This is a genomic window from Pseudonocardia parietis, from assembly GCF_017876315.1.
GTDB lineage: Bacteria > Actinomycetota > Actinomycetes > Mycobacteriales > Pseudonocardiaceae > Pseudonocardia > Pseudonocardia parietis.
Window position 1 is genome coordinate 4,311,839 of sequence record NZ_JAGINU010000001.1, and the last position, 13,612, is coordinate 4,325,450.

General features: G+C 71.9%; 13 protein-coding genes. 7 read left to right on the forward strand and 6 right to left on the reverse strand.

All coding sequences use genetic code 11. From position 1 onward, the window contains the following. The first annotated feature begins 10 nt into the window (after positions 1–10). The 3 genes from JOF36_RS20355 to JOF36_RS20365 all read left to right on the forward strand — a co-directional run bounded on the left by JOF36_RS20355 (position 11) and on the right by JOF36_RS20365 (position 977). Complete coding sequence (locus JOF36_RS20355) at positions 11–295, forward strand: hypothetical protein (RefSeq protein ID WP_210029509.1); 285 nt, start codon at positions 11–13, stop codon at positions 293–295. Beyond that, a complete protein-coding gene (locus tag JOF36_RS20360; RefSeq protein WP_210029515.1) occupies positions 292–606 on the forward strand; it encodes a DUF6290 family protein in 315 nt (104 codons plus the stop codon). Before JOF36_RS20355 ends, JOF36_RS20360 begins: the two co-directional genes overlap by 4 nt. A 68-nt stretch (positions 607–674) precedes the next feature. Continuing rightward, positions 675–977, forward strand: coding sequence for a hypothetical protein (locus tag JOF36_RS20365; RefSeq protein WP_210029517.1), 303 nt, complete (start codon positions 675–677; stop codon positions 975–977). A 41-nt stretch (positions 978–1,018) separates the two neighbouring features. On the opposite strand, the gene JOF36_RS20370 is transcribed toward JOF36_RS20365, so the two are convergent. Both JOF36_RS20370 and JOF36_RS20375 read right to left on the reverse strand, forming a co-directional pair. Continuing rightward, on the reverse strand, positions 1,019–1,768 hold the full coding sequence (locus JOF36_RS20370; protein WP_210029519.1) for an ABC transporter ATP-binding protein: 750 nt from the start codon (positions 1,766–1,768) through the stop codon (positions 1,019–1,021). Positions 1,769–1,777: 9 nt separating this feature from the next. Continuing rightward, complete coding sequence (locus tag JOF36_RS20375) at positions 1,778–4,138, reverse strand: FtsX-like permease family protein (RefSeq protein ID WP_210029521.1); 2,361 nt, start codon at positions 4,136–4,138, stop codon at positions 1,778–1,780. Positions 4,139–4,452: 314 nt separating this feature from the next. On the opposite strand from JOF36_RS20375, the gene JOF36_RS40975 reads away from it, so the two are divergent. Further along, positions 4,453–5,187: a dihydrofolate reductase family protein gene (locus tag JOF36_RS40975; RefSeq protein ID WP_210029523.1), complete on the forward strand. Its 735-nt coding sequence runs from the start codon at positions 4,453–4,455 to the stop codon at positions 5,185–5,187. A gap of 13 nt (positions 5,188–5,200) precedes the next feature. On the opposite strand, the gene JOF36_RS20385 is transcribed toward JOF36_RS40975, so the two are convergent. After that, positions 5,201–5,968 carry an SDR family NAD(P)-dependent oxidoreductase gene (locus JOF36_RS20385; protein ID WP_210029525.1) on the reverse strand — a complete coding sequence of 256 codons (768 nt, stop codon included), beginning with the start codon at positions 5,966–5,968 and terminating at the stop codon, positions 5,201–5,203. Between the two features lie 165 nt (positions 5,969–6,133). Next, positions 6,134–7,315 (reverse strand): coiled-coil domain-containing protein, encoded by a 1,182-nt coding sequence (locus JOF36_RS40265; protein WP_307862488.1) that lies wholly within the window; start codon positions 7,313–7,315, stop codon positions 6,134–6,136. Positions 7,316–8,018: 703 nt separating this feature from the next. On the opposite strand from JOF36_RS40265, the gene JOF36_RS20395 reads away from it, so the two are divergent. Then, entirely contained in the window at positions 8,019–8,639 is a 621-nt protein-coding gene (locus JOF36_RS20395; RefSeq protein ID WP_210029527.1) for a winged helix-turn-helix domain-containing protein, read from the forward strand. Continuing rightward, positions 8,636–8,851, forward strand: a complete 216-nt coding sequence (locus JOF36_RS20400) for a hypothetical protein (RefSeq protein ID WP_210029529.1) — start codon at positions 8,636–8,638, stop codon at positions 8,849–8,851. The genes JOF36_RS20395 and JOF36_RS20400 overlap by 4 nt, the downstream gene beginning before the upstream one ends. Before the next feature lie 2 nt (positions 8,852–8,853). Here the strand turns inward: JOF36_RS20400 and JOF36_RS20405 are convergent, their stop codons facing one another. Both JOF36_RS20405 and JOF36_RS20410 read right to left on the reverse strand, forming a co-directional pair. After that, complete coding sequence (locus JOF36_RS20405) at positions 8,854–9,261, reverse strand: nuclear transport factor 2 family protein (protein WP_210029531.1); 408 nt, start codon at positions 9,259–9,261, stop codon at positions 8,854–8,856. Positions 9,262–9,404: 143 nt separating this feature from the next. Beyond that, complete coding sequence (locus JOF36_RS20410; RefSeq protein WP_210029533.1) at positions 9,405–12,329, reverse strand: AfsR/SARP family transcriptional regulator; 2,925 nt, start codon at positions 12,327–12,329, stop codon at positions 9,405–9,407. Positions 12,330–12,461: 132 nt separating this feature from the next. Between JOF36_RS20410 and JOF36_RS20415 the strand changes: the two genes are divergently transcribed. After that, entirely contained in the window at positions 12,462–13,535 is a 1,074-nt protein-coding gene (locus tag JOF36_RS20415) for a class I SAM-dependent methyltransferase (protein ID WP_210029539.1), read from the forward strand. Positions 13,536–13,612: the final 77 nt, after the last annotated feature.

The window sequence follows — 13,612 nt, forward strand, 5'->3', positions numbered from 1 at the left end:
CGCTCTTACGGTGTCGGAGGAGGTCGACTGGTCCCACCGGGGCGAGTACATGCAGCAACGTCACGGGATCACGCCGGCCGCGGCCGGCGAGGCCCTCTCCGATCCTGACCGGGTTGTCCTCACCCCGGATCCGTCCAGCAAGTCCGGCCGCGGGACACGCACCGTCGGCTACTCGCCGACGGCCGCGTCCCTGGTCACAGTCATTCTGGTGGAGGACGACGGCGCGATCTACGGCGTCAATGGCTGGCGCAGCAACAGCACCGACCATCGCCGATACCGAGAGGGTGCACCATGAGCGACCTCGAGAAGCTGCTCCGTGACGAGGCCGAGCACGCCGAAACACACCAGGACGCCCCCGCCGGGCCCCGGACGACGGCAACTCGCCCCGGCCATGCTCGCTCGACGGTGTATTCGGTGCGACTCAACCCCGACGAGGTCGCCGCACTGCAGGAGTACGCCGAGACCGCGGGACTACCCGCCTCCACCCTGGTGCGCTCCTGGATCATCGAGCGCATCCGCGCGAACGGCGCAACTCCTGATCTGCGCAAGATCATTCACGACGAGGTCCAGGCCGCCGTCCGCGACGCTCTCCGAGAATCCGCCTGAGGACCGGCGGATCCGGTCATCTCCTTCCCCTGACCAGGAACACAGAAGACGTTCCGAGGAGGCCTGTCGTGGATCGTCCACGCATCATCTGCCACATGCACATGTCGCTCGACGGGAAGATCGTCGGCCTGCGCGGTCGCCGGCTGCGCGCGCGGCGTCGGCTGGCTGCGGCGACTCGACCGCCACGGCCGCATCGAGATGCAGCCCTACCAGTGACGGCCCTCGGGACGTCCGTGTCCGCCCGGGTCTACGGCGCGACCGCCGGTGTGCAGGAGCGGGTCTACACCTGGGTGGCCGACCATCGCAGCCGGCTCCCCGGCGCGGTACCGCACTGCGAGGCCAACCCGCAGGACTGCTCGACGACGTCCTGACCACGCACGACGCCGGCACCGGCCCCTGGACGACCGGCTGCTCAGAACCCCTGCCCCACCAGCCACGCGGCCAGCTCGGCGTGCCGCTGGTCGAGGTCCGTGCCGGCGTACCGGCCCTGATCGCGCTCGGCGACGATCAGTCCGTCAGCCATGTACACCACCCGATCAGCGCGGGCCGCCACCTTGGCATCGTGGGTGACCAGCATGACCGTCGTGCCCTCGGCGTTGAGCTCGCCGAGGATGTCCATGATCTCGGCGGCCGCGGTGGAGTCCAGGGCGCCTGTCGGTTCGTCGCCCAGCAGGATGGTCGGCCGGTTGATCAGGGCCCGGCATATTCCGACGCGCTGCAGCTGACCGCCCGAGGCTTCGGAGACGTCCCGGTGTGCCAGCTGAGCCACCCCGGCGCGCTCCATGAGCATCATCGCCCGCTCGTCCAGCTCCGTGCGCGGGGCGGTCCCGGCCAGGTAGGCCGGCAGCACCACGTTGTCGAGCAGGTTCAGGTTCTTGAGAAGATGGCCCTGCTGGAAGATGAATCCCATCGTGGTCAGCCGTAGCCGGGCCAGCTCCTTCCGGCTGAGCGTGGCCAGATCCTGTCCGGCGAACAGCACGTGGCCGGCCGTCATCCGGTCCGTGCCGCTGATGTTGTGGAGCAGCGTCGACTTGCCGGATCCGGACGGGCCCATGACGGCGATGAACTCGCCGGCACGGACCTGGACATCCACCGCGTGCAGCACGGTGGTGCCGTCGAAGGCCTTGGTCAGACCTTGCGCGTCGAGGATGGTGGTGGTCATCAGAAGCCCCTACTCGGTGGTGAGGGTGGAGATGGCGGCGGCGGAGATGGCGCGGGAGGCGGCCACCGTCGCGAGGGCGACGGCGCTCAGGAGGGCCGCCGGCAGCGCCAGGTAGGCCAGCAGCGGGTGCACGGCGAAGTCGATCTGGCTGGTGCCCGAGCCCAGCGACTCGAAGCCCCCGAACAGCCCCTCGAACATGAGGTTGAACAGGCTCTCGCCGAGAGTCATCGCGGCAACGGTCCCGACGACGACGCCCAGCACGAGCACGAGCAGCAGGCGGGTCAGGTACTGCCGGCGCAGCCCGCCGTCGTCAGCGCCGACGGCCCGCTGGATCGCCACCTGGCCGGCGTCACGGGCGAGCAGCATCCGGGTGAACAGCGCCGTCATCAGCACCGAGAGAGCGATGGCGACGAGAGCGGAACCGACGGCCGTGACCGTCAGCCGGCCGGCGATCGGGCCGAGGGTCTGGATCCGCCACTGCTCGATGTCGGCGACCCGTGCCGGGGCGAGCTGGTCGCTGTAGGCCGCGGCCTTGCCGGCGATGTCCACCCCCTGAGCCAGGCCTACGCCGACCACGTACCACATCACCTCGTCCCCGTCGGTGGGCAGAACGGCCTTGGCCGTCTTGCCGCCGTTGGTGACGTCCTGGTAGCTGCCGACGATCCTCAGGTCGCGGAATCGCCCGCCGGCCTCGATGGACACGGCGTCGCCCACGGACCATCCGGTCTGGCTCAGTGCGAGCAGCGACAACGCGATCTCCGACTCGACGGTGGGTGCGCGGCCGTCGGCGTAGGTCAACGGAAACCTGGTGTGGTCACCGTTCTCGACGTAGAGGCTGACGGTGTTGCCGTCCTTGTCCACGGTGTCGTTGCGGGTGGTCACCATCGGCGAGATGGCCGCCGCGTCCGGGTCCGCACCGAGCTGATCGACCATCCGGGAGAACTGCGCCGTCGACGCGTCATCGATGTTGCGCAGGTCGATCCGCAGATCGACCGGTCCGGTGCCCATGTACTGGATGAAGCCGGGCGCGTTCGCGGTGGTGGCGGAGCTGATCGGCACGATCGTGATGAACGTGCTGACCACGAAGACGAACAAGAGCACCAGGTAGGCGGGCCACCGGTCGAGCACATTCATGACGCCCAGCCGGAAGTTCACCGGCATCCGCGACCCGTGCAGCCGGAGGCGGACCGCCGCGGACCGGCCGCCGCTGGTGCCCACGCCGATCGCGGTGAGGGCGCTGACCCGGTTGAACCGGCGCACGAGCACCAGGACGAAGAGCATGAGCGCCGCGAACACGGACGCGGCGGTGAGGAGCGGCACGACCCAGTTCCAGACGCTCCCGACCGACCCCATGTACCGGGTGATGTTCCGGGTCAGCAGCGGCGTCAGCGCCAGCCCGCCGAGAACCCCCAGCACCGAGGCGATCGCGGCGAGCACCGCGTACTTGGTGAGGTAGATCCGCTGCACGTCCCGCGGGGCGACACCGATCGCCCTGAGCACGCCGATCTCGCGGTGGTCCTGCTCGGTGGCGGTGAGGACGGAGAACCGCAGGCACAGCAGTGCCACCACGAGCAGGAGGAAGGCAACCAGGATGACGACGGCGGCGACCATCCCGTCGCCGATCATCGTGATCATTTGGAAGCCCGCGGAGTCGACCATCTGGCCGGCCTGCGGCATGCCGGCGTCCTGGTAGGCCTTGGCGAACGACGCGGTGTCGGCGCCGGGGTCGTGCATCCAGAACTCCACGAGGTGCTCCACGACCCCGGTGTGCGCGCGGACCTCCTCCAGGTCTCCGGGTGCGACCACGAGCCGTTTGGAGCTGGCGAGAGCCGGGTTCATGATCGAGTCGCGGGCGAAACCCGCGATCGTGAGCTCCTTGGTGAATCCGTCCGCGGTGATCGTCACCGGGTCGCCGACGGCGAGGGTTGCCTCCACCTCGTAGATCACCGGGAGAACGATGGTGCCGGGTTCCACCTCCGTGATCGGCTGGTTGTCGAGGTCCAGCAGCAGGTCGCGCTCCTGGTTGGGGACCACCAGCGAGTTCTGCTGGATGTTCGTGGTCTGCGGCACGCCGTCGAAGAAGAGGTTCGCGCCGTCGATGCCGAGCATGAGCATCGCCTGGTCGTGGGCGACCTCGGGTCGTCCGGCCACCCAGCGGTCCACCTCGTGCGGGTCGTACTCTCCCGCGTGCAGCTGGACCACGTCCGGCGCGTCGGCCCGGGCCATCAGATTCTGCGAGGAGCCGACCAGGCGGACGAGGGTCCCGGCACTGGCGGTCGCCAGCACGACGGAGAGCATCATCAGCACGACCAGGACGACGCTGACGCTGCGGTTCCGGGTGAAGTCCCGGGCGATCATGCGGCCGTACACGGGCGCTCTCCTTCGTGACGGTCGAGCACCTGGACAGGCTTGATGACGTGGACGTCCTGCTGCGTGAGGTGACGTGCCTCGATCATGTGAGCCCTCTGTCGTGCCTGGCAGCCGCCGGGTCCGGTACGCGAGATGACAGGGTTCAGTCAATTCGTCGCGCGAGGTCATCGGATCGGGAAGAGCCCTGAGCCGGACCCTCTGACCGTCATGCCGACATCGGTCATCCGCCTCGGGGTCGCACCCCTCACGACCGACGGATCTGGCAATCTCCTCCCCCGACCAGGAACACAGAAGACGTTCCGAGGAGGCCTGTCGTGGATCGTCCACGCATCATCTGCCACATGCACATGTCGCTCGACGGAAAGATCGTCGGCGACTATCTCCCCACGGAGATCGGCATGGCATCACAGCGGGAGTTCCACGCCCTGGCCTGGGGCCCCGACCGCTACTACCGCGACCACAAGGGATGGCTCAGCGGCCGCATCTCCAGCGAGGACAACTTCACCCACTACCGCAAGCCGGAACTGGACGACGCTGCTCCGCCGGTCCCCGAAGGCGACCACATCGCCGTCCCTGATGCGCCCATGCACTATTTCTCCGTCGATCCGTCCGGCAGCCTCGCCTGGACACAGAACTCGATCGACTACTTCGACACCCGTGCCCACGTCGTCGAGATCCTCTCCGGCAGGGCCGGAAACGCCTACAAGGCCTTCCTCCGCGCGCAGGGAATCTCCTACCTCATCGCCGGCGACGACTCCCTGGACCTCGAGAAGACCGTCACGAAGATCGGGGAGATCTACGGGGTCGAGGAACTGATACTCGGCGGCGGAGGCGGACTGAACTGGTCCTTCATCCGCGCGGGACTCTGCGACGAACTCAGCATCGTGCTCACCCCGGCTGCTGATGGAGCCAAGGCCGCCCAGTCCCTGTTCGAGGCCGATGAACGCTACTCCTCCCCCGTCCCGACCGGCTTCACCCTGGACGGCACCCGGGTGCTCGACGACGGCAGCGTCTGGCTCCGCTACACCGTCGACGGCCCCATCACCTGATCCGCGGGGCCGGTCAGATCGCGGTGTAGCCGCCGTCGACGGGCAGGGCGACGCCGACGACGAAGCCGGCGGCGGGGCTGCACAGCCACAGGACGGCGGCGGCCATCTCCTCGGCGGTGCCGAGGCGGTTGATGGGCTGGTTGGCTGCGGCCTCCGCCCGGTCGAGGTCGCCGGAGTCGAACATCTGCGTGACCATCGGTGTCTCGATGGTGCCGGGGCAGATGGCGTTGATCCGGATGCCGCGCGGGGCGTACTCGATGGCGGCGCTGCGGGTCAGACCGATGACCCCGTGCTTGGAGGCGTGGTAGGCGCCGCGGCCGGGCAGGCCGACGAGCCCACCGAGCGAGGAGCAGTTGACGATCGCTCCGGAACCCTGGACGCGCATCTGGGCCAGCTCGTGTTTCATGCTCGCCCAGATGCCGCGCAGGTTGATCGCGTTGACGCGGTCGAAGACCTCGGCGGGTTCGTCGGCGGCGTCGGTCGTGGGCGACTGGATGCCGGCGTTGTTGTAGGCCATGTCCAGGCGGCCGAACGTCTCGACGGTCCGGGCGACGGCGGCGGCCACCTGGTTTTCGTCGGCGACGTCGCAGCCGACGGCGAGCACGCGGTGCCCGGCGTCGCGCAGTTCGGTCTCGGCCGAGGTGAGTGCGTCGGCGTTGACGTCGGTGAGTGTGACCGCGGCCCCGGCCTCGGCGAAGGCTCGTGCGGTGGCCAGGCCCATGCCGGAGCCGGCGCCGGTGACGAACGCGACGCGCTCGGTGAAGTCGTAGGTCGGATTCACAGCAGGTCCTTCCGATAGGTCGTGACCGAATCATCGCCCGGCGGGGAACGGACAGCGACCGGGCGCCGCCTCACACCCCTGGACCTCACCTCACACCTGCTGCTGCAGGTGTGAGGCGCAGCGAACGGGTGTGAAGACCGGTCAGATCCTCGCCGGAGGCCGGGCTCAGGGAGCTCGGAGGGCTGCGGCGAGCGCGGCGACGTCGTCGGGATGCAGGCGCGCGGGCACGGTCGCGGCGGCGGTGCCGGCCTCCCGGCGCGCCGCGTCCCGCGCGGACTTCGCCTCCTCCACGTCCGCCCGCAGACCGTCCCGCTCGGCCTGCGCCGTCGTCAGATCCGAACGCAACCCGCCCGCCTCTGCCTGGGCTGTCGCCAGATCCGCGCGCGACCCGTCCGCCTCTGCCTGCGCTGTCGCCAGATCCTCGCGTAACCCGTCCGCCTCGGCCCGCACCGTCGTCGCCTCCGAGCGCGCCGCGTCAGCCTCTGCCCGTGCGGTCTCCCCCGCCAGCCGTGCGTTCTCCGCGTCTGCCCGCGCGGTCTCTGCCGCTGCTCGCAACGTCGACGCCTCGGCCCGCAGCTCCGAGTTCTCCGCGCGGGCTCCGTCAAGCTCGGCACGCAGGGCGTCGCGCTCGTGGCGGGCTTCGTCGCGCTCACCCTCACGGGCGGACGCGCGGCCGAGCGCCGCGTCCCGCTCGTGACCCGCGGTCCGGGCGGCCAGCGCCGCCTCCTCGCGTTCGCGTTGCGCGACGGCGGCCTCACTCCGGGCGGTCCGTGCGTCGTCGAGGGCCTGGTCGCGGGCCGCGACGGCGTCGGTCGCCTGCTGCCGGGCGGCGCCCAGCGCCTCGGTGGCCTGTAGGGCGCTGACCGCGGCCTCCTCGGCCCGGGTCACCGCCTCGGTGCGTTCGCGCCGGGCCTCGGTGGCCGCGGTCTCGGCGTCGCGGGCGCGGCGGACCGCGGCATCGCGGGCGGTGTCGGCCTCCTGCCGGGCCTTGTCGGCTTCGGCGGCCCGGGTGCGGGCCTGCTCGGTCGCGGCCAGCGCCTCGCGCTGCACCTCGTCGAGCCGCTGCTGCACCGCATCCAGCGCCGCGGCCAGTTCGGCCACCGGCCCGGCGACGGCGGTGACGTGCTCGCGGAGCCGGTCCGCGTCGAGGGCGAACGTGCCGGCGCCCGCGTCCAGCCCGAGCGCGCCGAGCGCCTCCCGCTCGGCCCGCGCCATCTGCGCACAGCTCCGGTCGCCCTCCCAGCGGGTGTCCCGGCAGAACGACCGCGGTCGTCCGCCCTGAGGGCCGGGCGGGGGCAGTTCGGCGCGGCAGCGGCTGTATCCGCAGCGTACGGCGGTGTCGATCACGCTCGAGAGCCTACCAGTTCGTCAGTAACAAACTGCTCAACCGATTTCGCGTTGCGTTAACTGATCTACCTGCCAACGGAACCATCGTTTCGTTGGTGCGTTCGGTGCGGAGCCCGCCGGGACCCGCTCATTCCCTGTGTCCTGGCTCAGCGGACCTGGCGCAGCACGCCGGAAGTGGCCCAGGAGGCGAAGGAGGGGCAACGCGCACAAGATCACCGGTTACGGAAATTCACGACCGCCACGCGTACGCCGCACTCCGGAGCCGGTGATCACCCCACGGTGCGACCCGATCGACGACAGGTTCCCGACGACCGCGCGGGCCTCGGACGGGAATCTCGACCACCGGCCTGATCGAGGACGCCCGGCCGCTCGACGGGACGTCGGGCTGCCCCGGCGCCCCGTTCACGGTGTACGCGGCGGGGAGAGTAGGTGATCATTTCTTCAGTGCGGATCGGTGCCACGGTTGGCACCGATCCGCACTCGTCCGGTGATCACTCCACGGCATCGGTCGAGGCCGGCGGCGGCTCAGCCGATCAGTCGCGCCGTCGATTCGTCGGCTGCCCGACGTTCTGAACGCCCCCGACCGTCGACGCAGATGAGACGTCAGCAAGTCGCCAGCTGTCCCGTGACTCCGGCGCCAGGAGGCCCTCCGCAAGTCAAGACACCTTGCTCAACACTCATTGCGCAAGATATCTTGACTTGCATGCCGAGGGAGCCGTACACGCTGACCGACCCCGCGCGGCTGCGGGCGCTCTCGCACCCGCTGCGGATCGAGCTGCTGGAGCTGGTCGGTCTCGAGCGAACCGCCACCGCGACCCGGTGCGCGGAGGAGACCGGGGAGAGTGTCGCGAGCTGCTCCTACCACCTGGGGATCCTCGCGAAGTACGGCTTCGTCGAGCCGGCCGAGGGCGGGCGGGGCCGGGAGAAGCCGTGGAAGCTCGTCCGCTACGGGCAGTCCTGGGGCGTCGAGGACGACATGGAGCCGGCGACGGCGATGGCCGCGGAAACGTTGTCCGAGGTGTACGTCGACCAGGTGGCGGAGAAGTACAAGCGCTATCTCCGGCGCTCCGGCCGCGAGGCGACCCCGTGGCGGGAAGCCGCCGGCTTCACCGCCGGGACGACCTGGATGACCCTGGAGGAGCTGACCGAGCTGTCGGAGGAGTTCCTCGCGATCGTGCAGCGGTTCGAGGAACGGCGCACGGACACGGCGGCCCGCCCACCGGGAGCCCGCCCGGTCGACATGTTCCTCGGCGCCTGGCTCACCCGCCCGCCGGAGCAGGCCGCCACCGGTCCCACCGACGACACGGGGCGGAGCACGTCATGACCGCTGACCCGTGGGCGCAGCTGGCCGCGGCGAGGATGCGCGACCTGCACCACGAGGCCGATGCCCACCGGCTGGCACGGGCACGTCGTCCTCCCCCGGTGCCGAGGGCGCGGATACGCCGGGTCTATGCACGGCTGTGGTGGGCCGCCCGCCCCCGCGCGGCCGCGTGGATCCCCGGGCTCATCGAGGGTCGAGTCCCCCGTCGCCCGTAGGTTCAGGCGCTCTGACGGTCCGTTGACACGGCCGAGGTGATCTGGGTCAGGACGCATTCCCAGCGACCCTCCCGGCGGGCGAAGACATCGGTCACCCACTCATCGGCGTCCAAGCGCTGCCCGCCGTAGTGGGCGGTGCTCGTCTGCCGGATGGTCAGTACCGCGGTGTCGCCGTAGCTCCGCACCCTGGCGTCGCTGACGCGGTCCATCGCCGAGTGGCTCAACTCCCCGGAACCCACGAGCGCGAGGAACTGCTCCCGGGTCGCGACGCCGGACTCGGAGACGATCACCCACTCCTCGGACATGAACTCCCCGATCCGGGCCGCGTCGTTGGAGACGATCACCCGGGCCCAGTCGTCGGCGATGACGACGAGCTCCGAGGCGACCCCGGCTGCTTCTGTGTTGATCATCGTTCCCCCTGCGTGGAGCGGATACGGCTCACCGTAGGACGGCATGACGCCTGCAGGCTTGAACGTTGGGGAAGTCGCGGCCTGCTGGGTCCCGCCCGCCCCGGCTCGTCCTGGGAACGGTTCCCCGCCGCTGCTCGCCGAGTTCAGCCACCGCTGTCAGGATCGGGCGCGCTGAGTTCACGGACCGCGACGAGGGCGTGGTCGACCGCCCGGGTACGCGGCAGCGTCCGCGCCAGCGTGGTGATGCGGTCGACGACGCGCGGGCCGAGGCGCTGGGCGATGTGGACGTCGAGTGCGCGGTAGCGCTCGACGTCGTCGCCCTTGATGGTCGGTGCCGCCGGCGCCGTCCGCGCCGCGGCGAGCAGGAGCGCGGCGGTCTCGACCCGGTCGAGCGCGGTCAGGAGCTCGGCGAGGATCCGCATCGTCGTCCACACCTGAGGCCAGCTTCCGGTCCGGAGCTCGTCGTGGAGCAGCGGGGCGACGAGCGTGAGCGCCTCGTCGTGCTCGTCGAGCCGGGTCAGTGCGGACAGCAGGGCGATCCGGGCGACCGCCGCCACCTGGGTCGCACCGGAGCGGTCGGCGAGGGCGACGGCGTCGCGCAGCACCGGAGCCGCCGCCGCGGTGTCGGTGAGCAGGAGGGTCTCCCCCGCCGCGTAGGCGGCGAACGCACGGGTGTTGTCGGCGCCCAGCGCCTCGGCTCCGGCACGCGACCGTGCGGCGTGCTCTCGTGCGGCCGGCAGATCCCCGCGGTAGCCGGCGAGCAGCGCCAGCGTGGCGTGCGTTTCGGCCCGGTACGCCGCAGGCAGGCCCTCGAGGGCGAGTATCACCTCGCACCACGTCCGTGACCGGTCCGTCCGGCCGCTGTAGAGGGTCGCGACCCCGTGCGCCAGCATCGCCAGATACCGGTCCACGGGTTCGGACGCGTGCTGCAGGGCCTGGTCGGCGAGGTCCTCGCCGACGTCGGGCTCGCCCTGTTCGACGGCGGCGAACGCGCCCGCTCCGAGCGCCACCGCCGCGATGCGGGTCCGCCGCACCGCCGGGTCTGCGGCCACGTCGCGGATGAGGCCGTAGAGCTCGGCATCCGGACACCAGTGCAGGCACAGTGCCAGGGAGCCGGTGATCCGCCCGGCGAGCTCGGGGTGGCCGGACCGGTGTGCCCACCGCAGCGCCGCGGTCAGGTTCGCGCGGGTCCGATCGAGCCGGGCGAAGGCCGATCCGGCGTCCGGGCCGGTGGCAGCGTCCGCAGCCGTCTCGGCCAGCACCAGTACCCATCGCAGGTGCCGCAGCCGCGCCGCGTGGTCCTCCCCCGCCTCGCGGAGCCGTTCCCGGGCGAACGCGCGGACGATCTCGAGCAGCCGGTAACGGGTCGGCCCGGTCACGTCCTGCACGGAGACCAGGGACGCCTCCACCAGCCGGGCGAGTTCGACGGCGACGGGTTCGGCACCGTCCCCGCCGCCGACCTGCTCCGCCGCGTCCAGGTCGAAGTCGCCGTCGAACACCGACAGCAGTCGCAGCAGCCGGCGCTGTCCCGGGGCGAGCAGGCCGTAGGACCACTCCACGACCGTGCGCAGGTTCCGGTGCCGGTCCCGGCCGTCCTCGCCGAGCACGTCGAGGACGGCGCCCAGCCGTTCGCGCACGGGTTCCAGGCCGAGCGTGGCGGTCCGGGTCGCCGCCAGCTCCAGCGCCAGCGGGAGCCCGTCGAGGCGGCGGCAGATCTCCGTGACCGCGGGCAGCGTGTCCCGGGTCAGCGCGAACGACGGCCGGACCCGCCGCATCCGGTCGGTGAACAACCGCACCGCCGGGGTCAGCTCGGCCCGGTCTGCCGGAACGTCCGAGGCAGGCACGCGCAGCGGTTCGAGCGGGATCACCTGCTCGTGCGCCGCGCCGAGCCGGTGCCGGCTCGTGGCCACCACCCGGACGCCCGGGCAGCGCCGCCGCACCGCGACCGCGAGCGTGCGGCACTCGTCGAGCACGTGTTCGCAGTTGTCGAGCACCAGCAGCGTGTCGGCGATGCCGAGGTACTCCAGTGCCGCCTCCCGCCGCGTGTCCGGGCTCGCGGTGACTCCGAGCGCGGCCGCGACGGTGGTGTCGACCCGCCCGGCAGCGGCCGGGGCGAGTTCGACCACGACGGCCGGCAGGCCGAGGCGCTCGCTGAGCGCGGGCAGCGTCTCGGCGAGCAGCCGGGTCTTACCCACCCCGCCGGGTCCGGTGATCGTGACGAGGTCGTGCCGCTCGACCGCGTCGACCAGCATGGTGGTCTCGTCGTCACGGCCGACGAACGCCGTGCCGGCGACCGACCACGCGGGCGGCGCGGCCGTCCGCAGGACCGTCCGCGGCGCCGGGCTGGGCAGCCGGTGGCCCAAGATGCGGATCTCAAGGTCGCGCAGGGCAGGTGCCGGATCGAGGCCGAGCTCGTCCGCGAGGTGCGTGCGGTGGTCGCGGTACCGCGCGAGCGCATCCGCGGGGCGCCCCGCCTGGTACAACGCGGTCATCAGCAGCCCGCGAGCGCGCTCGCGCAGCGGGTGCTCGGCGACGAGCGCCTCCAGCGCCGCGACCGCCTCGTCGACCTCACCGAGCTCCACGGACAGGTGCGCGCGGTCCTCGACGGTGGCCAGCCGCAGCTCGTCGAGCCGGACGGCTTCGGCACCGGCGAAGTCCCGGTCGGCGAACTCGGCGTACGCGGGACCGCGCCACAGCCCGAGCGCCTCGTCGAGCATCCCGGCGGCCCGCGCTGCCGGGGCCCCTGTCGCGCCGGAGCGCAGCGCCTCGAACCGGGCCGCGTCCAGGGCGTCCGTGCCCAGGACGTAGCCGCCCGGCTCGGCCCGCAGCACGCCGTCCCCCAGCACGGCTCGCAGCCGGGACAACGCGGTGTGCAGGGCCGGGCGCGGACCGGGCGGCGGCGCGTCGCCCCATCCGGCCTCGACCAGGGCGTCCGCAGGCACCGGCCGGTTCGCCCGGACCAGCAGCGCGGCCAGGATCGCGCGGCGGCGCCCGCTCGGCAGCCGGACGGGCACGCCGGCGCGACGCACCTCGACCGCGCCGAGCACGCCGAACGTCGGTGTCCCCACCCCCCGATTGTCGCCCCCGCGGCGGACCCCGGCCCAGTTCCGGCCGGTGCCGGTCCGGTGTCAGCGCGGTGTCAGTCGCGTGTGATCCCGGCCGACGAGGCTGCCGTCGACACGGCCGAGGAGGAGATCAGGATGGATCTGGACAACGACGAGGTGGGCGCCTTCGCGCAGCAGCTGGCCGGGCAGATCACCGGAGCGGTGACCACCGCCATGGTCGTCGTCGGTGACCGGCTCGGGCTCTACCGGGCACTGGCCGCGGCCGGCCCGGTGACCCCGGCACAGCTGGCGAGCGACACCGGCACGCACGAGCGCTACATCCGGGAATGGCTGGCCCAGCAGGCCGCCGGCGGCATCGTCGACCACGACGCCGAGTCCGGCACGTTCGTCCTGCCGCCCGAACGCGCCGCGGTACTGGCCGACGACGACTCCCCGGCCGCGATGGCCGGCGCGGCGCTGCTGCCGGCCGGGTTGTTCCGGCGCACCGACCGGATCGCGCAGGCGTTCCGTACCGGTGAGGGCGTGGCCTGGGGTGAGCAGGACGAGATCGTCTTCGAGGGCACGGAGCGGTTCTTCCGGGTGAGCTACCGGAACAGCCTGGTCGCCGAATGGCTGCCGGCCCTGGACGGGGTGACGGCGAAGCTCGACGCGGGTGCCCGGGTCGCCGACGTCGGCACCGGCCACGGCGCGGCGCTGATCGTCCTCGCCGAGGCGTTCCCGCGGTCGCGGTTCGTCGGCTACGACGCCCACCCGCCGTCGGTCGACCGCGCCCGCAAGCGCGCCGCCGAGGCCGGTGTGGCCGACCGGGTGCGGTTCGAGGTCGCGGACTGCCGCGACTACCCCGCCGACGGCTACGACCTGGTGTGCTTCTTCGACACCCTGCACGACCTCGGCGACCCGGTCGGCGCGGCGGCGCACGCCCGCCGGGCGCTGGCCGAGGACGGAACACTGATGCTCGTGGAACCGGTCGCTCACGACGACCTAGGCACCAATCTGGCCACCAACCCGTTGGCGGCGATGCAGTACGGCGCCTCGACGTTCCTGTGCGTGGCCAACTCGCTGTCCCAGCCCGTCGGGCTCGGCCTGGGCGCGCAGGCCGGCGAGGCGCGGCTGCGGGACGTGCTCACCGAAGCCGGCTTCACCGAGATCCGCCGGGCGGCCGAGAACCCGTTCAACATGGTCCTCGAAGCCCGCCCCGCAACGGCGTAGGGACGCTGTGGTCGCAGATGAGGACCAGAGCCGCGCCGGCTGGGGGTGGAATCGCCCCGGCGAGCCGGGCAGCATCA

Bases quoted from the DNA above. Each gene is read 5' to 3' on its own strand.
- JOF36_RS20360 (WP_210029515.1), top strand. From the start codon at position 292: ATGAGCGACCTCGAGAAGCTGCTCCGTGACGAGGCCGAGCACGCCGAA.
- JOF36_RS20370 (WP_210029519.1), bottom strand. From the start codon at position 1,768: ATGACCACCACCATCCTCGACGCGCAAGGTCTGACCAAGGCCTTCGAC.
- JOF36_RS20395 (WP_210029527.1), top strand. From the start codon at position 8,019: ATGCCGAGGGAGCCGTACACGCTGACCGACCCCGCGCGGCTGCGGGCG.
- JOF36_RS20400 (WP_210029529.1), top strand. From the start codon at position 8,636: ATGACCGCTGACCCGTGGGCGCAGCTGGCCGCGGCGAGGATGCGCGAC.
- JOF36_RS20405 (WP_210029531.1), bottom strand. From the start codon at position 9,261: ATGATCAACACAGAAGCAGCCGGGGTCGCCTCGGAGCTCGTCGTCATC.
- JOF36_RS20415 (WP_210029539.1), top strand. From the start codon at position 12,462: ATGGATCTGGACAACGACGAGGTGGGCGCCTTCGCGCAGCAGCTGGCC.